23 protein-coding genes are annotated in these 25,141 nt (G+C 67.2%); 13 read left to right on the forward strand and 10 right to left on the reverse strand.

Annotated elements, in window-relative coordinates:
* Window positions 1–77 precede the first annotated feature (77 nt).
* On the forward strand, window positions 78–626 hold the full coding sequence (locus tag AC13F7_RS03180) for a UPF0149 family protein (RefSeq protein ID WP_123730299.1): 549 nt from the start codon (window positions 78–80) through the stop codon (window positions 624–626).
* A gap of 7 nt (window positions 627–633) precedes the next feature.
* On the forward strand, window positions 634–1,959 hold the full coding sequence (locus tag AC13F7_RS03185; protein ID WP_482999488.1) for an aminopeptidase P N-terminal domain-containing protein: 1,326 nt from the start codon (window positions 634–636) through the stop codon (window positions 1,957–1,959).
* Between the two features lie 119 nt (window positions 1,960–2,078).
* On the opposite strand, the gene pepQ is transcribed toward AC13F7_RS03185, so the two are convergent.
* From pepQ to rph, 7 genes are all read right to left on the reverse strand, one after another.
* Entirely contained in the window at window positions 2,079–3,407 is a 1,329-nt protein-coding gene (gene pepQ / locus AC13F7_RS03190) for a Xaa-Pro dipeptidase (protein ID WP_482999215.1), read from the reverse strand.
* An 82-nt stretch (window positions 3,408–3,489) separates the two neighbouring features.
* The gene (locus AC13F7_RS03195; RefSeq protein WP_346472469.1) at window positions 3,490–3,840 is read right to left on the reverse strand and encodes a PilZ domain-containing protein; all 351 of its coding nucleotides are present in this window, start codon (window positions 3,838–3,840) and stop codon (window positions 3,490–3,492) included.
* A complete protein-coding gene (locus AC13F7_RS03200) occupies window positions 3,837–6,308 on the reverse strand; it encodes a DUF1631 domain-containing protein (protein ID WP_482999216.1) in 2,472 nt (823 codons plus the stop codon). Before AC13F7_RS03200 ends, AC13F7_RS03195 begins: the two co-directional genes overlap by 4 nt.
* 156 nt (window positions 6,309–6,464) lie before the next feature.
* Window positions 6,465–7,682: a radical SAM family heme chaperone HemW gene (hemW, locus tag AC13F7_RS03205; RefSeq protein ID WP_481469060.1), complete on the reverse strand. Its 1,218-nt coding sequence runs from the start codon at window positions 7,680–7,682 to the stop codon at window positions 6,465–6,467.
* On the reverse strand, window positions 7,682–8,275 hold the full coding sequence (rdgB, locus tag AC13F7_RS03210; RefSeq protein ID WP_482999217.1) for an RdgB/HAM1 family non-canonical purine NTP pyrophosphatase: 594 nt from the start codon (window positions 8,273–8,275) through the stop codon (window positions 7,682–7,684). Before rdgB ends, hemW begins: the two co-directional genes overlap by 1 nt.
* Window positions 8,272–8,661 (reverse strand): VOC family protein, encoded by a 390-nt coding sequence (locus AC13F7_RS03215; RefSeq protein ID WP_176988321.1) that lies wholly within the window; start codon window positions 8,659–8,661, stop codon window positions 8,272–8,274. Before AC13F7_RS03215 ends, rdgB begins: the two co-directional genes overlap by 4 nt.
* On the reverse strand, window positions 8,658–9,386 hold the full coding sequence (gene rph, locus AC13F7_RS03220) for a ribonuclease PH (protein WP_346472473.1): 729 nt from the start codon (window positions 9,384–9,386) through the stop codon (window positions 8,658–8,660). The genes AC13F7_RS03215 and rph overlap by 4 nt, the downstream gene beginning before the upstream one ends.
* A gap of 120 nt (window positions 9,387–9,506) precedes the next feature.
* Between rph and AC13F7_RS03225 the strand changes: the two genes are divergently transcribed.
* The 10 genes from AC13F7_RS03225 to AC13F7_RS03270 all read left to right on the forward strand — a co-directional run bounded on the left by AC13F7_RS03225 (window position 9,507) and on the right by AC13F7_RS03270 (window position 20,089).
* Window positions 9,507–10,367, forward strand: coding sequence for a YicC/YloC family endoribonuclease (locus AC13F7_RS03225; RefSeq protein ID WP_482999218.1), 861 nt, complete (start codon window positions 9,507–9,509; stop codon window positions 10,365–10,367).
* On the forward strand, window positions 10,364–11,029 hold the full coding sequence (gene gmk / locus AC13F7_RS03230; RefSeq protein WP_481469068.1) for a guanylate kinase: 666 nt from the start codon (window positions 10,364–10,366) through the stop codon (window positions 11,027–11,029). The genes AC13F7_RS03225 and gmk overlap by 4 nt, the downstream gene beginning before the upstream one ends.
* Before the next feature lie 112 nt (window positions 11,030–11,141).
* Entirely contained in the window at window positions 11,142–11,441 is a 300-nt protein-coding gene (rpoZ, locus tag AC13F7_RS03235) for a DNA-directed RNA polymerase subunit omega (protein ID WP_005410877.1), read from the forward strand.
* A gap of 157 nt (window positions 11,442–11,598) precedes the next feature.
* Window positions 11,599–13,758, forward strand: a complete 2,160-nt coding sequence (locus AC13F7_RS03240) for a RelA/SpoT family protein (RefSeq protein ID WP_481469070.1) — start codon at window positions 11,599–11,601, stop codon at window positions 13,756–13,758.
* Window positions 13,759–14,078: 320 nt separating this feature from the next.
* Complete coding sequence (locus AC13F7_RS03245; protein WP_121039448.1) at window positions 14,079–14,471, forward strand: RidA family protein; 393 nt, start codon at window positions 14,079–14,081, stop codon at window positions 14,469–14,471.
* Between the two features lies 1 nt (window position 14,472).
* Window positions 14,473–16,584 carry an ATP-dependent DNA helicase RecG gene (gene recG / locus AC13F7_RS03250; RefSeq protein WP_482999219.1) on the forward strand — a complete coding sequence of 704 codons (2,112 nt, stop codon included), beginning with the start codon at window positions 14,473–14,475 and terminating at the stop codon, window positions 16,582–16,584.
* 87 nt (window positions 16,585–16,671) lie between these two features.
* On the forward strand, window positions 16,672–17,607 hold the full coding sequence (locus AC13F7_RS03255; RefSeq protein WP_088432679.1) for a nucleoside hydrolase: 936 nt from the start codon (window positions 16,672–16,674) through the stop codon (window positions 17,605–17,607).
* A 112-nt stretch (window positions 17,608–17,719) separates the two neighbouring features.
* A complete protein-coding gene (locus AC13F7_RS03260; RefSeq protein ID WP_019183873.1) occupies window positions 17,720–17,980 on the forward strand; it encodes a type B 50S ribosomal protein L31 in 261 nt (86 codons plus the stop codon).
* Between the two features lie 316 nt (window positions 17,981–18,296).
* Window positions 18,297–19,574 carry a citrate synthase gene (locus AC13F7_RS03265; RefSeq protein WP_482999220.1) on the forward strand — a complete coding sequence of 426 codons (1,278 nt, stop codon included), beginning with the start codon at window positions 18,297–18,299 and terminating at the stop codon, window positions 19,572–19,574.
* Between the two features lie 149 nt (window positions 19,575–19,723).
* Window positions 19,724–20,089: a NirD/YgiW/YdeI family stress tolerance protein gene (locus tag AC13F7_RS03270; protein WP_482999221.1), complete on the forward strand. Its 366-nt coding sequence runs from the start codon at window positions 19,724–19,726 to the stop codon at window positions 20,087–20,089.
* A 62-nt stretch (window positions 20,090–20,151) separates the two neighbouring features.
* Here AC13F7_RS03270 and AC13F7_RS03275 read toward each other — a convergent pair whose 3' ends face one another.
* A complete protein-coding gene (locus AC13F7_RS03275; protein WP_482999222.1) occupies window positions 20,152–20,928 on the reverse strand; it encodes an AraC family transcriptional regulator in 777 nt (258 codons plus the stop codon).
* 96 nt (window positions 20,929–21,024) lie between these two features.
* Here AC13F7_RS03275 and AC13F7_RS03280 point away from each other — a divergent pair, with 96 nt between their 5' ends.
* Entirely contained in the window at window positions 21,025–21,789 is a 765-nt protein-coding gene (locus AC13F7_RS03280; RefSeq protein WP_482999223.1) for an alpha/beta fold hydrolase, read from the forward strand.
* Between the two features lie 18 nt (window positions 21,790–21,807).
* On the opposite strand, the gene AC13F7_RS03285 is transcribed toward AC13F7_RS03280, so the two are convergent.
* Together AC13F7_RS03285 and AC13F7_RS03290 are read right to left on the reverse strand one after the other, a co-directional pair.
* Window positions 21,808–22,455, reverse strand: a complete 648-nt coding sequence (locus AC13F7_RS03285; RefSeq protein ID WP_482999224.1) for a hypothetical protein — start codon at window positions 22,453–22,455, stop codon at window positions 21,808–21,810.
* A 162-nt stretch (window positions 22,456–22,617) separates the two neighbouring features.
* On the reverse strand, window positions 22,618–25,038 hold the full coding sequence (locus AC13F7_RS03290) for a penicillin-binding protein 1A (RefSeq protein WP_481469084.1): 2,421 nt from the start codon (window positions 25,036–25,038) through the stop codon (window positions 22,618–22,620).
* Between the last annotated feature and the right edge of the window lie 103 nt (window positions 25,039–25,141).

Genomic DNA, 25,141 nt, shown 5'->3' on the forward strand with positions numbered 1-25,141 from the left:
GCTCGGGGCGGGCCATGGCAACCCGGTGGACACAGGTGGATTGCTACACTGTGGCGCTCACAAACCGTAGCCTCAAGATGACCGAACTCCCGAGTGTCGACGACGTAAACCAGGCCAGCCAGGCCCTGGGCCTGGGCGCCAGCGCCGCTGAACTGCACGGCGGCCTGTGCGGCTGGCTGTCCGCCGGCGGTGCGCCGGTGCGTGAATGGCCGGCCCGCGTGCTGGCTGATGACAACCTGCCGACCCCGGCCGAAGGTGACGCCTTGTCGCGCCTGCTCGATGCCAGCGTGGCGCAGATGGAAGACCGCGATTTCGCCTTTGAGCTGTTGCTGAGTGATGCCACCGAGACCGCCGCGCAGGCCGATGCGCTGTTCACCTGGGCGCGCGCGTTCCTGGGCGGCTTCGGGCTGGGCTCGGGCCAGAACCGGCCGGCCTTGTCCGAAGAGGGCGATGAGGCCCTGACCGATCTGGCCAAGCTGGCCCAGGCCTCCAGCGAGGACTTTGAAAGCGGCAACGACGATGACGAAGACGCGCTGGCCGAGATCGAGGAGTTCATCCGCGTGGCGGTGCTGCTGCTGCACGGCGACTGCGTCATGGCCGCGCGCCATCGGCAGCGCCTGAACTGAGATGGATATCCGGCAGCTGACCGGCATCTCCGCCGCCGAATACACCCGCCGCCGCCAGCAGTTGATGGAGATGGCCGGCGACGACGCGATCCTGGTGCTGCCGGCCGCGTCCGAGCGGGTGCGCAGCCTGGATACGCATTATCCGTTCCGCCAGGACTCGGACTTCTGGTACCTGAGCGGCTTCCCGGAACCGGACGCCGTGCTGGTGCTGATCCCGGGGCGCCGCCATGGCGAGGTGATCCTGTTCTGCCGCGAGCGCGATGCGGACCGCGAAGCGTGGGATGGCGCGCGCGCCGGCCAGGAAGGCGCGGTCTCGCAGTACGGCATGGACGATGCGTACCCGATCGACGATCTGGACGACATCCTGCCCGGCCTCCTGGAAGGGCGCTCGCGGGTGTACTACCACTTCGGCCGCGATGCCGAGTTCGATCTCAAACTGATCGGCTGGGTCAACCGGGTGCGCTCGCAGGTGCGGCATGGCGCGCAGCCACCGCATGAGTTCCTGGAACTTGGCCACCTGCTGCACGAGCAGCGGCTGTTCAAATCGACCGCGGAAATCTCGCTGATGCAGCGCGCTGCCGATATCAGCGTGCAGGCGCATCTGGCCGCGATGCACGTGGCGCGACCGGGCATCCACGAGTACGAACTGCAGGCCGATCTGGAGCGTGTGTTCCGTGCCAATGATGCGTGTGCGGCTTACAGCAGCATTGTCGGTGCCGGTGCCAACGGCTGCATCCTGCATTACCGCGACAACAATGCGTGCTCACACGATGGCGATCTGGTCCTGATCGATGCCGGTGCCGAGTACCGCGGCTACGCCAGCGACATCACCCGGACCTTCCCGGTCAACGGCCGTTTCACCGCCGAACAGCGCGCGCTGCATGATCTGGTCGGTGCGGCGCAGGCTGCGGCACTGGCCCAGGCACGGCCAGGCAATGCGTACGAAGCCGGCCATCTGGCCGCGGTGGAAACCCTGACCGAGGGCCTGCTGCGGCTCGGCCTGCTCAAGGGCACGCTGGAAGAGAACATCGCCCAAGCGCATTACCAGCGCTTCTACCGGCACAAGACCGGGCACTGGCTGGGCCTGGACGTGCACGACGTGGGTGATTACCGGTTGGCGGGGGATTCGCGGATGCTGGAGCCGGGCATGGTGTTCACCATCGAGCCGGGCCTGTATGTCTCACCGGATGACCGCAGCGTGGACGCGCGCTGGCGCGGTATCGGCATTCGTACCGAAGATGACGTGCTGATCACCGAGGACGGCCACCAGGTGCTGACGGCTGCCTTGGCGCGCAGTGCCGATGAGATCGAAGAAGCGATGGCCAAGCGCTGATCCGCTTCAGGGTGGAGCCACCCCATGGGTGGCTGCGCGGTGCGTGACGAAGGCACCGCTGGCCGTGCAGTGCATCACACCGGTAGTGCCGGCCGCTGGCCGGCACCCGCATTCCCCGCTCAGCTGGCCGCCGCAAACACCGGACGGGTCAGGTTGTCGGCCTCGCCTGCAGTGCACAGCACCTCGTCCTCGATCCGCACACCGCCATACGGGCGGAAGAAATCCACGCGGTCCCAGTTGATGCTGGCGCCATTGCCGGCCTGCTTGACTTCGTCCAGGAGCATGTCGATGAAGTACACGCCCGGCTCGATGGTGACCACCATGCCGGGTTCCAGCACGCGGGTCATGCGCAGGTACGGGTGACCCTGCGGGCGCTCGATGCGGCCACCGCGGTCGCTGGCCGCAAAGCCGGCCACGTCATGCACCTGCAGGCCGATCAGATGGCCCAGGCCGTGCGGGAAGAAGGCCGCGCTCACACCGGTGGCCAACGCTGCCTCCGGCGAGACGTTGAGCACGCCGACGTCCTTGAGGATGCCCATCAGCGACAGGTGTGCGTCGATGTGAAGCTGTTTGTAATCCACGCCGGCACGCACGGCGGCGCCCATCTGCTGCTGGGCCGCGTCCACAGCGTCGATCAGGGCCTGGAATTCATCGTGGCCGCTCGCCGCGTAGGTGCGGGTGATGTCGCTGGCATAGCCGTACGCGCTGGCACCGGCGTCGATCAGGAAGCTGCGCAGCGGGGTCGGCGCGCTGCGGCCAAGATCGGTGTAATGCAGCACAGCGGCGTGTTCGTTGAGGCCGATGATGTTGCCGTACGGCAGCTCATTGGCGTCCTGGCCAACCGCACGGCAGTACGCCATGTGGATCTCGAACTCGCTGGCGCCAGCGCGGAAGGCGGCCTCGGCGGCACGATGGCCGCGCACGCCCAGTCGCTGCGCTTCGCGCATCAGCGCGATTTCATAGGGAGTCTTGTAGCCGCGCTGCCAGTCCAGGTAATCGATCACCGGCGCCGGGTTGTTCGGCACGAACGCGCCCAGCGTACTCTGCGGCTCACCGAGGATCGCGCAGCGGGTCGCGTCCTTCGGCAGCAGCGCCAGGGCATCGTCGGGTTTACGGATGATCTTGATGTCGACATGCTCTACCCACCAGCCGTTCGGCGCATCCGGCACTACGTGCCAGTAATCGAAGGGCTGGTAGAAAATCAGCGTGGGGCGCTGCCCCGGGGTGTACACCAGCCAGCTGTTGGGCAGCTTGGTCAGTGGCAGCCAGGCCTTGAAGTTCGGGTTCACCGCATACGGGTAATCGCGATCGTCGAACGCCTGGTAGTGCTGGGTACCGCTGGGAATCACCAGATGGTCGAAGCCGCCACGGGCCAGCGCTTCATCGGCGCGCTGGCGCATCACGCTGGCATGGTGGGAATACAGGGCGCCGAGGTCTGGCTGGTTCATGGCATGAAGCTCGCTGACAGTGCGGAATGCAGCCCTAGATTCTGCCGTAATCACGCCGTCGGCGCTGTGCCGGAACCGGCGCTCACACTGCCGAAGTTTCCTCGGCGATCCACTGCCGCAGCTGCTCGCGTGCTTCGCGCGCCAGGGTCAGGAAGCGGAAGCCCACCCAGGCCTGGCCCGGCGCATGGGTCTGCTCGCTCCACAACAGGTGCACGCCCACCTCGATCAGCAGCGGCTGCCCCTGTGGCCCGGCGATGGTGAACTGCAGCTGGTACAGCGCATCGTCCTGCATCGGCACTGAGGCCAGCATCAGCATGCCGGTCTCGGAGACATTGCCGAGCCGGCCGATCACGGTCTCGGCCATCTGATCGGTGACGGGCACCAGCTCGGTCACCTGGCGGCGCGGCGCGCGGCGGGTATCGGGTGTGGTCATCCGGCGTTCTCCGCAGGGTTGCCGGCCAGCGAGCGCAGGGTGCGCAACGTGGCCTGCCAGGCGCGGTCGATCAGCCTGCCCTTGTCTTCGGTAACGATCCGCACCTGGCCGTGTGCCATCAGCCGCGCCAGGGCATCGAGCGAATGCTCGCCGACCTTCTGCCCGCGTTGATTGACGAACAGGGCGTTGTCGGTGATCAGGCTGTACCAGGACAGCCGCTGGCGGCGGATGTCGCCCTGCTGGTTGGTGGTGAACTCGAACCAGGTGCCGAACGGCAGCGTGCGCAGCTGGCGATAGCAGTCGTCTTCGGCGGTGCTGCGCGCGAGCGGGGCGACCTTGCGCGGGTCGCTGGCATCGGCCTGTTCGCCCAGCCGGGTGCGGGCGCGCAGGCGTGCGGTGAGTTCGGTGCGCGAGCTGCTGTCGTCCTCGCCCCCGGGCGTGGACAGGCGCCGCGCGATGGCGGCGGCTTCGTCCTGGTGGTAGCCAACCTGCAGCAAGGCGGACTCGACTTCGTTGCCCAGCACGTCATCGCGCGCGGCCGCGCCGGGCGCCAGACAGGTGACCTCGGCGATCCGGGCCGTTTCCTGCTGGCGCTGCTGCCACTGCGGCGAGGTTTCGCCGTTGCGCAGCAGCGTGAGCGTGAGTACGTCCGACCACGCCTGTTTGAGCAGCGCCTGCACGAAGCGCGGGGGCGCGGCCTGTGCGCACAGCTGCTCGATACTGGTGCTGGCCTGCTGCTTGGCCGCTTCCAGCCGCTCCTTGCCGCGGGCAGCTTCGACATGCCGCCGCTCGGCCAGCTCGGCCTTGTGGGCCAGGGCGCGGAAGTGCTGCTGGATGTCCTCGTTGGCGGTGTCGAACACCGCCACATCGCCGTCGTACTCGTTGACCACCTGATCTACGGCGTGGCCGAGCTTCTGCACCAGCTGCGGGTCCACGTCTTCCTCGCCCAGCCAGTTGGCGCCGGCCTCGGCCACCGCATTGAGCAGTTCACGCGCGGGGTGCTGGTCACGCACGAAGAACGCCGGGTCGGACAACGCCGCACGGGCGACCGGCACCTGCAGCCGGGTCAGCAGGTCGGCGGCCACGGCCTCGGGCCGGACCTCGCGCTGGATCTGCCCGTACAGCATGTCCAGCAGATCGAAGGTGTCGCTGTCCTTGACGGTCAAGGCCGCCTGCGCGCCATGGTCCGCGCGGACCTGGGCAAGCAGGGCGTTGTGCAGATCGGCCATGCTGCGGCGTGCTCCGCCCGGGGCAACTGCCTGGGTCTGCAGCTTGGCCAGCGTGGCGTGCACGGCCTCAGCAGGAACGGCCAGCGCGGGGGGAGTTTCGGGGGTGAGCAACGCGGTGTTGGTGGGATGCCCGGGTGCCTCACCCGGCGGCGCGACGGCCTGCGCGGCCATCGCGCCACCGTCCGGCGCCGTATGGGCGGCATGCGCCTGGCGGGCCGCGCCCAGCAACTGGAGCAGGGCCGACATCGCCGGGGCGCCAAGGTCGGCCGCCGCAGGCGCGGCGTGGGTGGCCGTTGACGATGCAGGCGTCGACGCCGATGCCGCGGCACCGTCATCGGTGGGGGTGCGGTCGGCCGGGGGGGCGGCCGGCGGCGACATCGCCATGGCTTCCTGGGTCATGGCCGCCCAGCCGGCGCTGGGGGCGCTGCCGTTCCAGCCGGTCAACGGGCGTGCGGCGGCGCCGCCACGGGCGCCGGGCAGGCCGCGCTCGGGACCGGTGATGATCCGGCGCGTCGTGGCCGAGCGCGCCAGATACGGGGTGTAGACCAGCCCGGGCAGCACACCTTCGTGCGCCAGCAGGATGTTGGCGCGCTCCAGCAGCTCACCCAGCCGTTCCAGCAGTTGGCGGTCGAACACGCGGTACAGCGCCAGCTGCGTTTCCAGGCCCAACGCGAAGTCCTCACCCAGGTCGCGCACGATCCGGCACAACGCCTGCGGACCGAACGGCAGGTCATCGACATCGAAGGCCGGGCCGGCGGCGAGCACGCCGAAGCGTTGGCCAAGCAATTGCAGCGCGCTGGCCGAGCGCTGGGCTTCGCGGCGGATGATATCGACCAGGACGATGTCGCGATCCACGTCGGTGTCGTTGACCAGGGTCAGCGCAGTGGCAGTGACGGCTACCTCGGTCGACACGGTGCGCTGGGTGTGCCGCGGCCCGCGCAGGTTGGCCAGGCTGTCGCCCAGTGCGTCCAGAAAGCGTGGGCCGAACTGCGCGTTGACCTCATGCAGCTGCCGGGCCTGCGCGAAGATGTCCGCCTGGATCTGGCTGTTGCGGGCGCGCTCGGCATCGCGGAACAGCTCGCGCTCCAGCTCCACGACGGTCATTCTGAGCGGGGTGGTGAGGGTCTGCACCGCCAGCCCGTGCAGCGCGGCCAGCAGGCGGCGCACGCGCGGGGGCGCGGCCACGCCCGCAAAGCGGGTCATGTCGGGCTGGGACGACGAAGGTGCGGGCGCAGACATCCGATGTTCTTCCAGCTCCCCTGAGAACACGGAATCTAACGGTTTCGCGGGGAGCCGGCCAGCGGCCGGCACTACCGGGCATCTGGAGAGCCGGCCGGCGCATAGGCGGGGTGCCGGCCAGCGGCCGGCATTACCCCTTGAGGCAGGCGCCGTCCTTCAGGGCAGGAACAGCTCGACCACGTCGTTGGTGAAGCGCCGGCCCAGCTCGGTCGGCGTGGCGCGATCGCCGCTGACGGTCATCCAGCCCTTGGCCACGGCCACACCCAGCGGCGTGGCGATCTGCGCACGGTCCAGCCCGGTACGCGATTCGAAATCCTTCAGGCCAAACCCTTCATGCAGGCGCAGCAGGTTGAGCATGTACTCGAACGGCAGGCGCTCGGCGCTGATCACATCGTCGCCGCCGATCGAGGCCAGCGTGCCGGCGGTATCCATGAAGGTCTGCGGGTGCTTGTGCTTCCAGCGGCGCAGCACGTGCTGCTCGGCACCGCTGCTGATCTTGCCGTGCGCGCCGGCGCCGATCCCCAGGTAATCGCCGAAGCGCCAGTAATTGAGGTTGTGCTGGCTCTGCCGGCCCGGCTTGGCATAGGCGCTGACCTCGTACTGCGCAAAGCCGGCCTCGGCCAGCATCTGCTGGCAGTGCTCCTGGATGTCCCACGCCGAATCCTCGTCGGGGATGCCCTGCGGCGGCCGCGCGAAGAACACCGTGTTCGGCTCCAGCGTGAGCTGGTAGTGCGACATATGCGTGGGCTGCAGCGCGAAGGCGCGCTCCAGGTCATGCTCGGCCTGGGCCAGCGTCTGCTGCGGCAGCGCGTACATCAGGTCGATGTTGAAGTTGTCGTAGCCGGCGTCCTGCGCCAGCTTCACCGCCCGCTCGGCCTCGCCACTGTCGTGGATGCGGCCCAGGCGCTGGAGCGCCGCATCGTTGAAGGTCTGGATGCCGAAGCTGATCCGGTTCACGCCGGCCGCACGGTAGCGGTCGAAACGGCCGTGCTCGGCGGTGCCCGGGTTGGTCTCCAGGGTCACTTCCAGATTCGGTGCGAAGCGCAGCCGGGCCGAGGCCGCCTGCAGGAAGCGGTCGATGGCTTCCGGCGGGAACAGGCTCGGCGTGCCGCCACCGAAAAACACACTGCTCACCACCCGGCCCCAGACCAGCGGCAGGTCCTGGTCCAGATCGCGGATCAACGCATCGATGTAGGCCTCGAACGGCAGTTCGCCCTTGGCCGCATGCGAGTTGAAATCGCAGTACGGGCATTTGCGCACGCACCACGGCAGATGCACGTACAGCGCCAGCGGCGGCGTCACCAGCCGCGGGGCATGGTCGTGATCGCCGGTGCAGGCCTCGCCGGGCAGGTGGGAGCAGTGGTCGTGTGACATCAGAGCAGGGCGGGCAGTTTCTGCTTCAGCAGTTGCAGGGCTTTTGCGCGGTGGCTCATCGCGTTCTTCAGGTCCGGCGCCATTTCAGCAGCGGTCTGCGCCAGCACCGGGTCCAGGAACAGCGGGTTGTAGCCGAAGCCGTGGCTGCCGCGAAGCTCGTCTACGATCACGCCTTCCCAGCTGCCTTCGCAGATCAGCGGCTGCGGATCATTGGCATGGCGCAGCAGCACGATCACCGCGTAGAAGCGGGCAGTGCGGCGGTCAGCGGGCACATCGCGCATGGCCTCAAGCAACTTGGCATTGTTGGCGGCATCGTTGGTCGGGCTGCCGGCATAGCGTGCGCTGTACAGGCCGGGTGCGCCGTCGAGCGCATCCACGATCAGGCCCGAGTCGTCGGCCAGCGCGGGCAGGCCGGTGCTTTCGCAGGCGTGGCGCGCCTTGATCAGCGCGTTCTCGACGAAGGTCAGGCCGGTTTCCGGCACGTCGCTGACGCCCAGCGCGCCCTGCGCCACGATCTCCAGCGGCAGGCCGGCGAGCATCGCCTGCAGTTCTTTCAGTTTGCCGGCGTTGCCGCTGGCCAGGACCAGTTTCATTGCTTGGGCTCCAGCAGATCCCACGTGTTGCCGTACAGATCGCGGAACACCGCGACCGTTGCGTAGACCTCCTCGCGTGGGGTTTCGAGGAAGGTCACGCCACGCGCGGTCATCGCCGCGTGGTCACGCCAGAAATCATCGGTGTTCAGGAAGAAGCCGACCCGGCCGCCGGTCTGGTTGCCGATCCGCGCGCGCTGTTCGTCGTTGCTTGCGCGCGCCAGCAACAGGGCTGCGGCGCTGCCGTCGGTCGGCCCGACCACCACCCAGCGCTTGTCCCCCTGGTCGATGTCATCGATCAGGGTGAAGCCCAGCGCGCCGGTGTACCAGGCGATCGCCTCGTCGTAGTCGGCCACCACCAGGGTGGTCAGGGCGATGCGACGGTTCATGCCTGGGCCAGGGCCGCCTGCTGCGCGGCGAACAGGTCCTTGATGCCCTTCTCGGCCAGGGCCAGCAGTGCATCCAGTTCATCGCGGCGGAAGGCGTGGCCTTCGGCGGTGCCCTGCAGTTCGATGAAACCGCCGCCGTCGTTCATCACAACGTTCATGTCGGTATCGCAGTCGCTGTCTTCGGCGTAATCCAGATCCAGCACCGGGGTGCCGCGGTACACGCCGACCGACACCGCCGCGACCGCGCCGAAGATCGGGTTGCGCTTGATGTCGCCGCGCTTGATCAGGAAGTTCACCGCATCCACCAGGGCCACGTAGGCGCCGGTGATCGCGGCGGTACGGGTGCCGCCATCGGCCTGCAGTACGTCGCAATCGAGGGTGATGGTGCGCTCGCCGAGTGCGCCACGGTCGATGCAGGCGCGCAGCGTGCGGCCGATCAGGCGCTGGATTTCCAGCGTGCGGCCACCCTGCTTGCCGCGGGCGGCTTCGCGGTCGTTACGGGTGTGGGTCGAACGCGGCAGCATGCCGTACTCGGCGGTCACCCAGCCTTCGCCCTTGCCACGCAGGAAACCCGGCACGCGGTTTTCCACGGTAGCGGTGCACAGCACGCGGGTCTCGCCGAAGCTGACCAGGACCGAGCCCTCGGCGTGACGGGTGAAGGCGCGCTCGATGCGCACTTCGCGCAGCTGGTCGGCCTGGCGGCCACTGGGACGGGAATCAGTCATGCTCAAGTTCCGGTAAGACGGGGGATGCGGGGCCACGCCCGGGCCGGGGACCGGCGGGCGAGGAGGCTCTGAGGAGACCGCTAGGGTACCATTTGCACTTTGAGAGCACCGGAAACCCGCATGATTCGAAGCATGACCGCCTATGCCAACGGCGAGCGCGCCACCCGCTGGGGCACGCTGGCCTGCGAGCTGCGCTCGGTCAACCACCGGTTCCTGGAGGTCGGCGTTCGCCTGCCTGAAGAACTGCGTGCGTTGGAGCCGCACCTGCGCGAGCGCGTCGCTTCCCGCTGCAGCCGCGGCAAGATCGATCTGGTCATGCGCCTGCGCGCGCCGGAGGTCACCGGGGCGCTGGTGGTCAACGATGCGCTGCTGGGCCAGCTCGGCGAGCTGGCGACCCGGCTGTCCTCGGGCTTCCCCAGCCTGCAGGTGAGCTTCACCGAACTGCTGCAGATGCCGGGTGTGATGCAGGGCGAGGCGGTCGATGCCGCCGCGCTGCATGCCGAAGCCCTGGCGCTGCTGGATACGGCCCTGGACGGCTTCGTCGCCGCGCGTGAGCGTGAAGGCGACAAGCTGGCCACCGCGATCCAGGAGCGCGTGGACAGCATCGAGCGCATCGCCGCCGAGGTCACCATCCTGATTCCGCTGATCCGCGAGGGCCAGCGCACCAAGCTGGCGGCCCGTCTGGCGGACCTGCCGCACCCGGTCGATCCCGGCCGTGCCGAGCAGGAGCTGGTGATGTGGCTGCAGAAGCTGGACGTGGATGAAGAGCTGGACCGCCTGGGCAGCCACATCGCCGAGATCCGCCGCGTCTTCCAGCAGCGTGAGCCGGTCGGCCGCCGCCTGGACTTCCTGCTGCAGGAGTTCAACCGCGAGGCCAATACGCTGGGCTCCAAATCGGTGGACAGCCGGACCTCCAATGCCGCCGTCGAGCTGAAGGTGCTGATCGACCAGATCCGCGAACAGGTGCAGAACATCGAATGAGCAGCCCGATCCCCTCTGTCGGCGCGCCTGCGCGCGGCACCCTGTACATCGTCGCCGCACCTTCCGGGGCCGGCAAGAGCAGCATCGTCAACGCCACCCTGGCCCGCGACCCGCAGATCGCCCTGTCGATCTCCTTCACCTCGCGCGCCACGCGCCCGGGTGAAATCAATGGCGAGCACTACCACTTCGTCAGCGCCGAGGAATTCGAGCGGATGATCGCCGCCGGCGATTTCTTTGAACATGCCTGGGTGCATGGCGACTGGAAGGGCACCGCGCGGCAATCCGTGGAGCCGCAGCTGTCGGCCGGCCAGGACGTGCTGCTGGAGATCGACTGGCAGGGCGCCCAGCAGGTTCGTCAGCTGGTGCCGGGCACGGTCACCGTGTTCATCCTTCCCCCGTCCAAGCAGGCGCTGCAGGACCGGATGCGCAAGCGCGGGCAGGACAGCGAGGCGGTGATCGCCCAGCGCCTGTCCGCCGCGCGTGAAGAGATGCTGCACTTCAACGACTTCGACTACGTGATCGTCAACGAGGTCTTCGAGACCGCGGTGGACGAACTGTGCGCGATCTTCACGGCCAGCCGCCTGCGCCGGGAGGCCCAGAAGGTCCGCCACGCGGGGCTCATCCAGGCCCTGCTGACCCAGGATCCGGCCACAACCGACTGATTCGCAACGGCCTACTAGCCGGTTGGCTTGATTTTGTCCAGCCCTGGCCGGTACAATCCGTCCCCTTTCCCTCATTCGATTGAGCAGCCCTCACCGGCTGCCGGGAGCCCGCATGGCCCGCATCACCGTAGAAGATTGTCTGGAAGTCGTTAACAACCGTTTCGAACTGGTCATGATGGCGTCCAAGCGCGCCCGTCAGCTGGCCAATGGCGTCCAGGCCACCCTGGACAACAGCGAAACCGAAGACAAGCCGACCGTGCTGGCGCTGCGCGAAATTGCCGCCCGCAAGATCGACAACGCCCTGATCGACGAAGTCGAGAAGGCCGAGCGCGAGCGTGCCGAGCGTGAAGCACTGGAATGGGCCGCTGCCGAAGTCGTTGCCGACGAAGACATGTCCAAGAACGACGACTGATCGCCTCACGCGTTCGTTGTTGTTGCTGCGAACAGCCCGCCTTCTGGCGGGCTGTTTCGTTTGGGCGGCTGGTGGATCCGGTGCACGCGTGTTGTTGCAGGTGAAACTCCCTGTTCAGGGATTTGCCGATATCACGCCGCTGGCATAGTCTTTGAGCATGAACCCAGGCCCCACTGCCAAGGTCGCCACGCCCGCCGGCGCGGCCGTACCCGACTATGTCCTCCAGCTTGAGCGCGCAGCGCACTATCTGCCGCCCGACCAACTGCCGCTGCTGCGCCGCGCCTGGGAAGTAGGCGCCGCTGCGCATGCCGGCCAGACCCGCAAGTCCGGCGAGCCCTACATCACCCATCCGGTTGCCGTCGCGCAGGTGCTGGCCGAGCTTGGCCTGGACGTGGAGGCGCTGATCGCCGCGATCCTGCACGACACCATCGAAGACACGCCACTGACCCGTGAGGAGCTGGCCGCCGAGTTCGGCGAGGCCGTGGCCGAGCTGGTCGATGGCGTCACCAAGCTGGACAAGCTGAAATTCCGCGATCGCCAGGAAGCGGCAGCGGAGAGTTTCCGCAAGATGCTGCTGGCGATGTCGCGCGATCTGCGCGTGATCATGATCAAGCTCGCCGACCGCCTGCACAACATGCGCACGCTGGGCGCGCAGAGCCGCGAGGCACGCAGCCGCATCGCACGCGAGACGCTGGAGATCTACGCCCCGATCGCGCAGCGGCTGGGCATGAGCCTGGTCAAGAGCGAGCTGCAGAACCTCGGCTTCAAGGCGCTGTACCCCTGGCGCCACGCGATTCTGGAAAAACACATCCGCAGCCAGCCGGTGGTCCGCCGCGAGGCGATGGCGCAGGTGGAGGTGCAGTTGAGCCAGCGCCTGGCCAAGGAAGGGCTGGAGCACCGTCTGGTCAGCCGGATCAAGACGCCGTGGAGCATCTACAACAAGATGTGCGACGAGAACAAATCCTTCGATCAGGTGATGGATGTGTTCGGATTCCGGTTGGTGGTGCGCAACGTGCCCAACTGTTATCACGCGCTCGGTTCGGTGCATGCCACCTTCAAACCGCTGGATGGGCGCTTCCGCGATTTCATCGCCATCCCCAAGGCCAACGGGTATCAGTCGCTGCACACGGTGCTGTTCGGGCCGTATGGCTCGCCAATCGAGGTGCAGATCCGCACTGAGGAGATGGACCTGATTGCCGAGCGCGGTGTGGCGGCGCACTGGACCTACAAGTTCGGTGGCGACTCGCCCAACAGCGCACAGAGCCGTGCGCATGCCTGGATCGTCGAGTTGATCGATTCGCAGCGGGCCGCGGGCTCGTCGCTGGAGTTCCTGGACAACGTCAAGGTGGACCTGTTCCCGGACGAGGTCTATCTGTTCACGCCCAAGGGGAAGATCCTGGCGCTGCCGCGCAATTCCACGGCCCTCGATTTCGCCTATGCGGTGCATACCGATGTGGGCAACATGGCCGTGGCCTCGCGCGTGGACAAGAAGCTGGTGCCACTGCGTACCAAGCTGGTCAGTGGGCAGACGGTGGAAGTGATCACTGCGCGCTCGGCCACGCCCAAGCCGCAGTGGCTGGAGTTCGTGGTCAGTTCGAAGGCGCGCACGGCGATCCGTCATCAGCTCAAGCAGCTGGAGCACGAGGACGCGGTGCAGCTGGGCCATCGGATGCTCGATCGCGCGCTGGAGGCGATGGACAGTTCGCTGGAGCGCCTGCCCAAGGGGCGCCTGGATGCGTTCCTGGCCGAGCACCGGTATCCGCGCCTGGAGGCCCTGCTGGCCGAAGTGGCGCTGGGCAACTGGATGCCCAACCAGGCCGCGCAGGCGTTGATGGCGTATGCGGAGCTGCGCGGTGGGGCGCACTCCAGGCATTCGCAGGAGAAGATCCTGATCAACGGCAGCGAGCGCGGCGTGGTCAGCTTCGCGAACTGCTGTCAGCCGATTCCGGGGGACGACATCATGGGGTACCACACGGCCGGCAAGGGCATCGTGGTGCACCGGCTGGATTGCCCGAACCTGGCCGAGCTGCGCAAGTCGCCGGAGCGTTGGGTGCCGATCGGGTGGGATACGACGGTGTCGGGTGACTACGATACGTCGTTGATCGTGGAGGTGGAGAACGGCACCGGCGTGCTGGCGCAGTTGGCGGCGGCGATCGCGCAGAGCCATTCGAACATCGAGCGGGTGGATTATCTGGACCGCGATTTCAATGCGGCGGTGCTGTGTTTCAACGTGCAGGTGCGCGATCGGAACCATCTGGCTGAAGTGATGCGGCGTCTGCGGCGGTTGTCGGTGGTGCAGTCGGTCAGGCGCCAGTAACGCGCGAACTGCTACCCGCCAACGGCGGTTCACGTGCGCCTTCTCGCTGCGTGGAGGAGGTGACGGGCAGGCCGGGGCAGGACCCGCTGCAAGTACGTCCCTGTAAGCTCGTGTGTTGCCATCCATGGCAACACACGGTCCTGTCCCGGCCCACCCGTCACCTCCCTGCCAGGGCGTGCGGGGGTGCGGAGAGAGGTGGCGTGGCTACCGCGAACGGATGGGTCATTGGCGCTGCGCGGTTGGGGGGCGTCCACGCATGGCGTGGCGCTACCCGCGGGGGCGCTACAATTGCGTTCCCCCTTTTGAATCGTGGAGCTTCCATGTCCCGTCAGATCATTACCAGCGCCAAGGCCCCGGCGGCCATCGGTCCGTATTCGCAGGCCGTGCGTGCGGGCAACACCGTGTATTTCTCGGGCCAGATTCCGCTGGATCCGGCCACCGGTGACATCGTGGGTGTCGGCGATATCGAGGCGCAGGCGCGTCGTGCGTTCGACAACCTGAAAGCCGTGGCCGAAGAGGCCGGTGGTTCGCTGGATCAGATCGTGCGTCTGGGCCTGTACCTGACCGATCTGGGCGAGTTCGCCAAGGTCAACGCAGTGATGCAGGATTACTTCAAGGCGCCGTTCCCGGCGCGGTCGACCATCGAAGTGGCGGGTCTGCCGAAGGCCGCGAACTTCGAAGTCGATGCGGTGATGGTGCTCGACCAGGCCTGACGTGGCGCGGTCACGGGCTCCTGCACCGGCGCTGGCCGCAGCCGGGGAGGCATCGTTGTCGATGCTCTCCGGTATCGGGCCGGCGGTGGCGATCAAGCTGGCCGCCCGTGGCCTGTCCTCGCTGCAGGACCTGTGGCTGCATCTGCCGCTGCGCTATGAAGACCGTACCCGGCTGACCACCATCGCCCAGTTGCAGCCGGGGGTGGCGGCGCAGGTGGAGGGGCGGGTGAGTGCGGTCGAGCGCGGGTTCCGCTATCGGCCGGTGCTCAAGGTTGCGATCGAGGATGATTCGTACGGCACGCTGGTGCTGCGGTTTTTCCACTTCCGCGCCCAGCAGGTCTCGCAGTTTGCCGTGGGCACGCGCATCCGCTGCTACGGTACCGCCAAGCCTGGCCATCACGGGCTGGAGATCGTCCATCCCAGTTACCGGGTGATGGGCGGCAATGAGGATGACGCGCTGGGCGACAGCCTCGATCCGGTGTATCCGGCGGTCGAGGGGGTTGGGCCGGCGACGATGCGGAAATTCATCGGGCTGGCACTGGACAAGCTGCCGGAAGAATCCCTGCTGGAACTGTTGCCGGCGGGTTGGTTGTCCGGGCTGGGCCTGCCGTCGCTGCGCAGTGCGCTGCTGACCGTACACCGGCCACCGCCGGACGCGGATCTGGTCGCGCTGGCCGCAGGCCGGCATCCGGCGCAACGCCGGTTGGCCATCGAAGAACTGCTGGCACACCACCTGAGTCTGCGCCGGCAGCGCATGGCATTGCAGGCGCATCACGCGCCATCGCTGCGCGGGCAGGGGGCGTTGGTGGCGCAGTTGCGCGACAGCCTGCCGTTCCAGTTGACCGGTGCGCAGCAGCGCGTGTTCGAGCAGATCCGCAAGGACCTGGCCAAGGCGCATCCGATGTTGCGGCTGGTGCAGGGCGATGTGGGCTCGGGCAAGACCGTGGTGGCCGCGCTGGCGGCGATGCTGGCGGTGGAGCGGGGCAAGCAGGTCGCACTGGCCGCTCCCACCGAACTGCTCGCCGAGCAGCACATGAACAATCTGCGCGCGTGGCTGGAGCCGCTGGGCGTGCGCACCGCATGGCTGGCCGGCAAGGTCACCGGCAGGGCGCGCACCAAGGTGCTGGCCGAGGTCGCCTCGGGCGAGGCGCAGGTAGTGGTCGGTACGCACGCGCTGATGCAGGACAGCGTGGTGTTCAAGGACCTCGCGCTGGCCATTGTCGACGAGCAGCACCGCTTCGGCGTGCACCAGCGCCTGGCGCTGCGCGACAAGGGGGCGGACGGGCGCAGCGTGCCGCACCAATTGGTGATGACCGCCACCCCGATTCCGCGCACCCTGGCGATGTCCGAGTACGCCGATCTGGATGTCTCGGCGATCGATGAGCTGCCGCCGGGGCGTACACCGGTGCAGACCGTGGCGCTCAACAATGATCGGCGGCCGGAGCTGATCGAACGCATTGCGGTGGCCTGCCGCGAAGGCCAGCAGGTGTACTGGGTCTGCACGTTGATCGAGGAAAGCGAAGAGCTCGATGCGACCCCCGCCCAGGCCACGTTCGAGTCGTTGCAGGCGCTGCTGCCGGGCGTGCGCGTGGGGCTGGTGCACGGGCGGCTGAAAGCGAGTGAGAAACTCGCCACGATGGTCGCGTTCAAGGCCGGTGAGATCGATCTGCTGGTGGCCACCACGGTGATCGAAGTGGGCGTGGACGTGCCCAATGCCTCATTGATGATCATCGAGAACGCCGAGCGTCTCGGCCTGGCCCAGCTGCACCAGCTGCGTGGCCGGGTAGGGCGCGGCTCGGCGGTCTCGCGTTGCGTGCTGCTGTACCAGGCGCCGCTGTCGACCATGGCGCGCGAGCGGCTGGAAACAATGCGGCAGACCAACGATGGCTTCCTGATCGCCGAGAAGGATCTGGAGCTGCGCGGCCCGGGCGAACTGCTGGGCACACGACAGACCGGCCTGGCCGGCTTCAGGATGGCCGATCTGGCCCGCGACGCGGATCTGCTTCCGGGCGTGCATGACCTGGCCGAGCGGCTGCTGACCGAAGCGCCTGACGTGGCCGATCAGGTGGTGCGACGCTGGATCGGCACGGCCGTGCGCTACGCGTCGGCATAACGCCCTGCCGCATGGCGCCAAGGGCACCGCCTTGTATTTGTCATGACAGGGTGCGAAAGTCCCTTGCCGATTATCAAGACGGCAACGATGAGCAAGAAGATTCCGCTGTTGATCGACACCGACCCGGGTGTCGATGATGCCCTGGCCCTGTTGATGGCCTTTGCCGATGAGCGCCACGATATCGTTGGCCTGACCATCGCCGCCGGTAACGTTGGCCTGGACCACACGGTCCGAAATGCCCTCAAACTGTGCGAAGTGGCCGGCCGCGACGATGTGCCGGTCTACGCCGGTACCGCCGACCCGCTGCTGCACCCCTCCGTCGATGCCGCCCATGTGCACGGCGCCGACGGCTTCGGCGACGTCAACCTGCCGGCCGCCAAGCGCCAGGCCGAGGCCGAGCACGCCGCGCTGGCGATCCTGCGCCTGTCGCACGAATACGCCGGTGAACTGTTCCTGGTCGCGCTCGGCCCGCTGACCAACCTGGCCCTGGCCCTGAAGCTCGACCCGACCCTGCCGCAGCGCGTGAAGCGCTTCCTGGTCATGGGGGGGGCGGTGACCTGCCACGGCAACATCACCCCGGCCGCCGAGTTCAACATCGCCTTCGATCCGGAGGCAGCGCACATCGTATTCACCGGGTTCCCGCATATCGAAGTGGCCGATTGGGAGGCCACCGTCGCCCACGGACTGCTGCACGCGGACGTCGAGCAGTGGCTCGCCGCCGACAGCGACAAAGCCCGTTTCTACGAGCTGATCTCGCGCCAGACCCGCCTGTGGTCCGAAGACAGCCGTGGCGAGCGCTGGTACGCCGCCGATGCCCTGGCGATGGCCTGGGCGCTGCAGCCGGAAGGCGCGCTGCGGGTCGAATCGCGTCCCCTGAACGTGGAACTGGCCGGTGTGCACAGCCGGGGTGCTACCATTGTCGACTGGAACCGCCAGACCGGGCAGCCTGACAACACCCAGCTGCTGATGGCCTACGACCAGGGTCGCTTCGAGGCCCAGGTGAGGGCGGCACTCGGCGTCTGATGACGCCGCTGCGGCGGACCTTTCGCACGGTTGATGGACCCGGCTTGCCCTTTGCGGCGGCCGGGACTATAATGCCGCTCTTGACCACCAGCCCTTATTACGGTGCGCGCCCATGAAGGCCGATATTCATCCTGCTTACCGCGACGTGGTTTTCCACGACGTTACCTCTGATTTCAAGATCCTGACCCGTTCGACCATGTCCACCAAGGACACGATCAAGTGGGAAGACGGCAACGAGTACCCGCTCGTCAAGGTTGAAATCTCCTCGGCTTCGCATCCGTTCTACACGGGCAAGCACAAGGTGATCGACACCAGCGGCCGTATCGACAAGTTCCAGAAGCGTTTCGGCAAGCCGGCGCCGACCGCAGCCTGATCTGTCGGCGCAGCTGCTTGAAAACAACGGTCGCCTTGGCGGCCGTTGTTTTTTGTTGTTTCCGGTTTGCTGAACGCCAGGTGAGGCCCTCATGCCCCGCCGACGGAACGCTGTGTCCGTGACGTGGCGCGAGCCTTTGCGCGCGCTGGGATAGCGCCTGTGGCGGGGTCCGCAACCTGCGTCTACGACTTCCGTCCTAGGGCGTCGAAAATGTTGCTGTGCGATAATGGCGGGATCCACGATAACGATCGTGGACTTCCTTCACGTGCCTGACCCATGCGCTTGGGCGGGCGCCTTCCCTCGAGGAGCGCACACAGTGTCCGATCTTGATCAGGTCACGCTCAACGCCGGCGACAAGTCGGTTGTTCTGCCAGTCATCAAACCCACGCTCGGCAACGATTGCGTCGATATCTCGAAGCTGACCAAGGAAACCGGTCTCTTCACGTACGACTCCGGCTTCACCGCCACCGCCAGCTGCAAGTCCGCCATCACCTATATCGACGGTGACAAGGGCGTGCTGCTGTATCGCGGCTATCCCATCGAGCAGCTCTCGGAAAAGTCGAGCTACGTCGAAGTGGCCTACCTGCTGATCAACGGCGAGCGTCCGAGCGCCGAGCAGCTGAAGGCCTTCACCGACGAGCTGGCCGCCGAAGCCGATGTGGATCCGTCGATCAACACGCTGATCGGCAGCTTCGCCAAGGATGCCCATCCGATGGCCATCCTGACCGCCGCCATCGCGCAGCTGTCGGGCATCTACCACGCCTCGCTGGACCTGTCCGACGCCGAACAGCGTCGCCACGCCGCGATGCGCCTGATCGCCAAGGTGCCGACCCTGTCGGCGCTGATCTACCGCCACGGCAAGGGCTTGCCGGCCAACAAGCCGGACACCTCGCTGGATTACGTCAGCCGCTTCCTGAAGCAGACGTTCGAGTCCGCCGATGGCCAGTACGAGCTGAACCAGGACGTGGTCAAGGCGCTGGATCTGCTGTTCATCCTGCACGCCGATCATGAGCAGAACGCCTCGACCTCGACCGTGCGCCTGGTCGGTTCGACCGGTGCCAACCCGTACGCGTCGGTCGCCGCTGGCGTGACCGCGCTGTGGGGTCCGGCCCACGGTGGTGCCAACGAAGCCGTGCTGAAGATGCTTGAAGAGATCGGGACGGCCGACAACGTCGAGTCGGCCGTGCTCAAGGCCAAGGACAAGACCTCCGGCTTCCGCCTGATGGGCTTCGGCCACCGCGTGTACAAGAACTTCGACCCGCGCGCCAAGGTCATCGGTGTGATGACCGGCAAGGTGCTGGAACAGCTGGGCGTTCAGGATCCGCTGCTGGACGTTGCGGTCAAGCTGGAGCAGGCCGCGCTGCAGGACGACTACTTCGTCGCCCGCAAGCTGTACCCGAACGTCGATTTCTACAGCGGCATCATCTACAAGGCGCTGCAGATTCCGACCGAAATGTTCACCGTCATGTTCGCTCTGGGCCGTACCTCCGGCTGGGTGGCGCATTGGCTGGAACAGCAGGTGGATCCGGAGATGAAGATCGGCCGTCCGCGCCAGGTCTACACCGGCAGCGATGTGCGCGACTACCAGGGCTGATCGCCCCGGCAGGTTGTGATGAAAGCGCCCCGCACGCCGGGGCGTTTTTTTTGGATGGCGACGGGCGCTTCTTTTCGTACTTCTTGCATGGGCCTCACTTCGATCGAGGTACAACCTTGGCGGTCACCCTCACGCCCATGGAGTCCCTCATGAATCGTCTGCTTGCTGCTGTCCTCATCGCCGCACCGCTGAGCCTGGTCAGCACTGGCGCACATGCCCAGTACACCGGCCCTGGCGCGACCAGCGCGGTCACCACCGTCGCCGAAGCACGCGACCAGCGCGATGACCAGCCTGTCGTGCTGCAGGGCACGCTGATCGCCAAGATCGGCCACGAACGCTATCGCTTCAAGGATGCCACCGGCGAGATCGACGTCGAGATCGATGACAAGGATCTGCCCGACCGGCAGCCCGTCAGTGCGACGACCGTGGTCGAGCTGCAGGGAGAAGTCGATACGCATCGCTTCAAGCCCACCGATATCGATGTGGAGCACGTGCGGATCATCGGCACGCGCTGATCTGCCTGCACCGTCGAACGCCCCGCACTGCGGGGCGTTCTGCGTTCAGCCCCCGGCCGTCCTCAGCGCGCTTCAGCGTAGCGGCTGGGCGATGTACCCAGAACGCGACGGAAGGCCGATGAAAATGCACTCGGGCTGGCGTATCCCAGGTCCAGTGCGATCCGGGTGACCGGCTGCCCGGCACCGAGGCATTCGATCGCGGCGAGCAGGCAGACCTGCTGCCGCCATTCGGCAAACCCCACCCCGGTGTCCGCGCGGAACTGGCGGGTGAACGTGCGCCGGCTCATGCCCGCTTCGGCGGCAACCTCATCGAGCGTGGAGGCGATCGAGGGCGCATCCAACAGCTGCTGGCAGGCACGCGCCAGACGCGGGTCGCGGGGCAGCGGCGCATGCAGTGACAGGCGTGGCATCGTAGCGATCTCCGCGACCAGCAACTGCATCAGCCGGCCGGCGCGCCCGTCCAGCTCGTACATCGCCGGCAGGTCGACCGCATCGTCCAGCAGGTGCCGGAGCAGCGCCGACACGGCATAGACACCGCAGCGCGTCGGCAGCCGGACCGCTGCCACTTCTTCGGCCGCCACGAAGACATTGAGCATCGTGACCGGCCCACGCATCGCCATGGCGTGCGTAACGTCTGCCGGTACCCAGCAGGCACGTTGTGGTGGCACCAGCCAGTGCCCCTCCGGTGTGGTGAGGCTGATGGTGCCGCGCGAGGCAAACGCGAACTGACCGCGCCGGTGCGCGTGGTCGGGGAAGACGGATCCGGCGGCGTAGTCATTGGCGGTGACCACCACGGCGCGTGGCAGATCTTCAAAGGGATCGAGCAGGGTATTGCGCATGGCCCGGATTCTATCGCCATCGGCCTGATATCGACGGCGGGCCAAGCGCCGTCGCCCTAACATCGCGGCCCAACCTCACGACCGCACGGTGCAGCCATGCCCAACACCTTTCATCGCGTCGGCACTGGCGCCCATGCTGTCCTGGTCCTGCACGGCTGGTTTGGCGACGCGCACGCGTTCGACTCCATCGAGCCGTGGCTGTCCGGTGAGGAGTTCACCTATGTGTTCATGGACTGCCGCGGGTACGGTGGGATGCGCGATGTGCGTGGCAACTACACCATCGATGAGATCGCCAACGACGCGCTGGCCTTGGCAGACGCGCTCGGCATCGAGACCTTCAGCCTGATCGGGCACTCCATGGGCGGCATGGCCATCGAGCGGATCGCGGTCCTCGCGCCGGACCGCGTGCGCGCGCTGGTCGCTGTGGCGCCCGTGCCGTGCGGCGGCATTGCCTACGATCCGCCCACGCGGCAATTGCTTGAAGCAGCCGCGGGCAGCATGAGCATCCGCCGGGGCATCATCGATCGCAGCACCGGTGGACGGTTGCCCGCCGCGTGGCTGGACTGGAAGGCGCAGTACTCCATGGCGCGCGCGGCACCCGAGGCGTTCGCGGCGTACTTCCCGGCCTGGGCGGACACCGATTTCAGCGCGGAGATTGCGGGCCGGCATCCGGTGAAGGTGCTGGTCGGCGAGCACGATCCGGTGTTCAACGCCGCATTGATGGACAGGACCTACCTTCGCCGCTATCGGCAGGCGACCCTGGAGGTGCTGGAAAATGCGGGTCACTACCCCATGAACGAAACACCGCTGGCGCTGGTGGCGGCGATCGAGCACTTTCTGGTTCCTTTCGCCGAGGCCTGAAGGAGGCCGGGCGTACTCTCAGCGGCTGCTCAAGTACCCCTCGATCTCGCTGTCGGCCAGCAGCTCGCGCAGCTGCGCGGCCGACGCGCGGCGCATCGGCTTCTCATCGATGGCCGACAGCGGCGGCTGGCGCAGGCCATCGTAAGGCAGTACGGCGATATCGAAGGTCAGATCCTCGGCACTGAACACCCACACCGGCGCATCCAGGCTGCGCTCGCGGTCCAGCCGCAGCCGACGCATGCGCGATTCGGCCGGGATGCCATGCTCATCGAGGTAGCGTTGCACGGCATCGGCATCGTCGCTGTGCACCTGCAACTGCACGGGGCTGTTGGCATCGGCGGTGCCATCCAGCACCGGGCCGCACAGACGCGGTGAGAACCCCTGCAGGAAGTCCATCGCACGCAGCGCGGCCTCGCGGCGTTGACGCAGCTGCGCGCCGTGGTCGGCACCGGCAAACAGGCGCTGATACTCGCGCAGAGCGTCTTCGATCTCGGTATTGCGGGGCAGGGAGGCATCGTCATGGATGCCGAGCCGGGTGGCGGCCTTGAGCTTGGCCTGGTGGTAGTCGCGGATGCCGCCCTCGGCCATCAGGCGGGCGGCTTCATGCGCCAGCTGGTGGCGACGCTCACGGGTCTGGGTGGCTGCATGCTGACGGGCTCGATGCATGACCGGTACTCCTTGGCGACCTGCACGGCAATGTACACCGGTGATGTGACAGGCAGGTAGAGCCGCGCCAGGCGTGGGTCCACCCGCGGGGAGGTCAAAAAAAGGCCGGGCAGTGCCCGGCCTGTGGTCCATCGCGGCGCCGGGCTTACCCGGCGCATGCGGTCAGAAGATATCGAACGCGGCGTCGTCGGCCTGAGGGGTCTGGCTGTTGAAGTCGTACTCCTCCAGCTTCTCCATGTCCTCCACCTTGACCCATTCCGTCGCACCATTGAGCGTGGCCTGGACCATGCCGGTGGGCGGCTCGTTCTGCGCGATCGGCGTGTCCTTCAGCGCCACGCGCATGTACTCGATCCAGATCGGCAGCGCGGCGCGACCGCCGTACTCGCGGTAGCCCAGCGAACGGAAGTCGTCGCGGCCCACCCACACGGTGGTCGCGTAGGGGCCGCCGAAACCGGAGAACCAGGCGTCGCGGTGATCGTTGGTCGAGCCGGTCTTGCCGCCCACGTCTTCGCGGCCGAGCACCTTGGCCGCGGTGCCGGTGCCGCGCTGGACCACGTCGCGCATCATCGAGTTGAGCTGGTACGCGGTGCGGGCATCGATCGCGCGCGGGGCGACCTTGGCATCCGGGTTGACCGGTACCGGCGCTTCGACGGCGGCAGCCTGCTGCGGCTTGGCCGGTGCGGCGTTCGCCGCGGGCGCGGAGCCGAAGTTGAAGCCATCCACGACCTGGCTGACCGGTACGCCGCTGCTGCCGGCGCAGTCGCGGCAGGCGATGGCCGGGTTTTCCTTGAACACTTCCACACCGTCACGGTCGGTGACGCGGTCGATCAGCCAGGTGTCCACGCGCGAGCCGCCGTTGGCGAACACCGCATAGCCGCGCGCCACCGACAGTGGGGTCAGCGAGGCGGTGCCCAGCGACATCGACAGGTTCGGCGGCAGCTCGGCCTCGGCGAAGCCAAACTCGCTGATGTACTTGCGCGCGTAATCCACGCCCATGCCATCGAGCAGGCGTACCGAGACCAGGTTGCGCGACTGCACCAGTGCCTCACGCAGGCGCATCGGACCGCGGAAGCCGCCGCCGTCGTTCTGCGGCGACCAGGTCTTGCCACGGCGGTCGCGGAACACGACCGGGGCATCGAGCACGATCGAGGCCGGATTGAAGCCCTTGTCGAAGGCAGCCGCGTAGATAAAGGGCTTGAAGCTCGACCCCGGCTGACGGCGCGCCTGGGTGGCACGGTTGAACTTGTTGCCGGAGAAGCTGAAGCCGCCGACCAGTGCCTTCAAGGCCCCGTTTTCGGCGTCCAGCGAGACCAGGGCGGCCTGGCCGCGCGGGATCTGGTCGAGCAGCCACTCGCCTTCTTTCTCAGCGGCCCGCACGCGCACGATGTCGCCGCGGGTGACCAGCTTGGCCGGGGTCTTGTTGGTCCACCGGGCGGCGCTGGCCGGCAGCACCACTTCGCTGCGGTTGCCCAGCACCACGGTGGCGCTGCCATCGGCGGCGGTGGCCGCCACGATCGCCGGCAGCAGGCCGGTCTGGGCCGGGATGCCGACCAGCTTGAGCGCCAACGCGGCGGCATCGGCGTCAGCCGGGACCTCCACATGCTGCTCCACCCCGTGCCAGCCGTGGCGGTGGTCGTAGGCCAGCAGGCCATCGCGCACCGAGAGGTTGGCTGCGGTCTGCAGCTCGGCGTTGATCGTGGTGGTCACGTGGTAACCCTTGTTGACCACGTCGCCACCGAAGCGGGCGATCATTTCCTGGCGGACCAGCTCGGCCACGTAGGGCGCCTCGACCTGCACCGGCGGCTCATGCGCGCTGGCGTGCATCGGCACGGCCTTGGCCGCGTCGGCCTCGGCCTGGGAGATGAAGCCCAGGCTGGCCATGCGCTGCAATACATAGAAGTCGCGGCGTTCACGGGCGCGCTCGGGGTTGCTGATCGGGTTGCCGGAGGAGGGGAATTTGGGGATGCCGGCCAGCGAGGCCATTTCATCCAGGTCCAGCTCGCCCAGCTTCTTGCCGTAATAGAACTCGGCCGCGGCGGCCACGCCGTAGGCGCGGTTGCCGAAGAAACTCTTGTTCAGGTACAGCTCGAAGATCTCGTCCTTGCTCAGCTCGCTCTCGATCTTCCGGGCCAGCAGGATCTCGGCCAGCTTGCGGGTGTAGCTGTACTCCGAGCTCAGGAAGAACTGACGGGCGACCTGCTGGGTGATGGTCGAGCCACCGGGCACGCGCTTGTCGTTGGTGGTGGCCAGCAGCCAGACGGCGCGGCCGATGCCCTTGTAGTCCACCCCGCCGTGCTCGTAGAAGCGGGCATCCTCGGTGGCCAGGAAGGCCTGCTTGAGGCGCTCCGGGACGTCCTTCATGGTGATGGGAGTGCGCCGGGTCTCGCCGAACACCGCCATGAGCTTGCCATCGCTGGCATAGACATACATGGGCTCCTGCATCTCCACATCGCGCAGGGTCTGCACGTCGGGGAGCTTGGAGGAAATGGCGTAGTAGAGGCCGCCGGCCACCGCAGCGCCGATCAATGCCAGGACCAGGAACGCGACCAGCATCCAGCGCAGCCAACGGCGAAGACGTGTCATCAGTGACAGATTCCGATTGCGAATTTCGTGGTCGCAGAGTATAGATTACGCAAGGGAACGGCTGGGGGTGTTCCCGGGGAGAGCAGTCGATCACCGTCTGGGG

Source organism: Stenotrophomonas sp. K-6 (assembly GCF_056861555.1).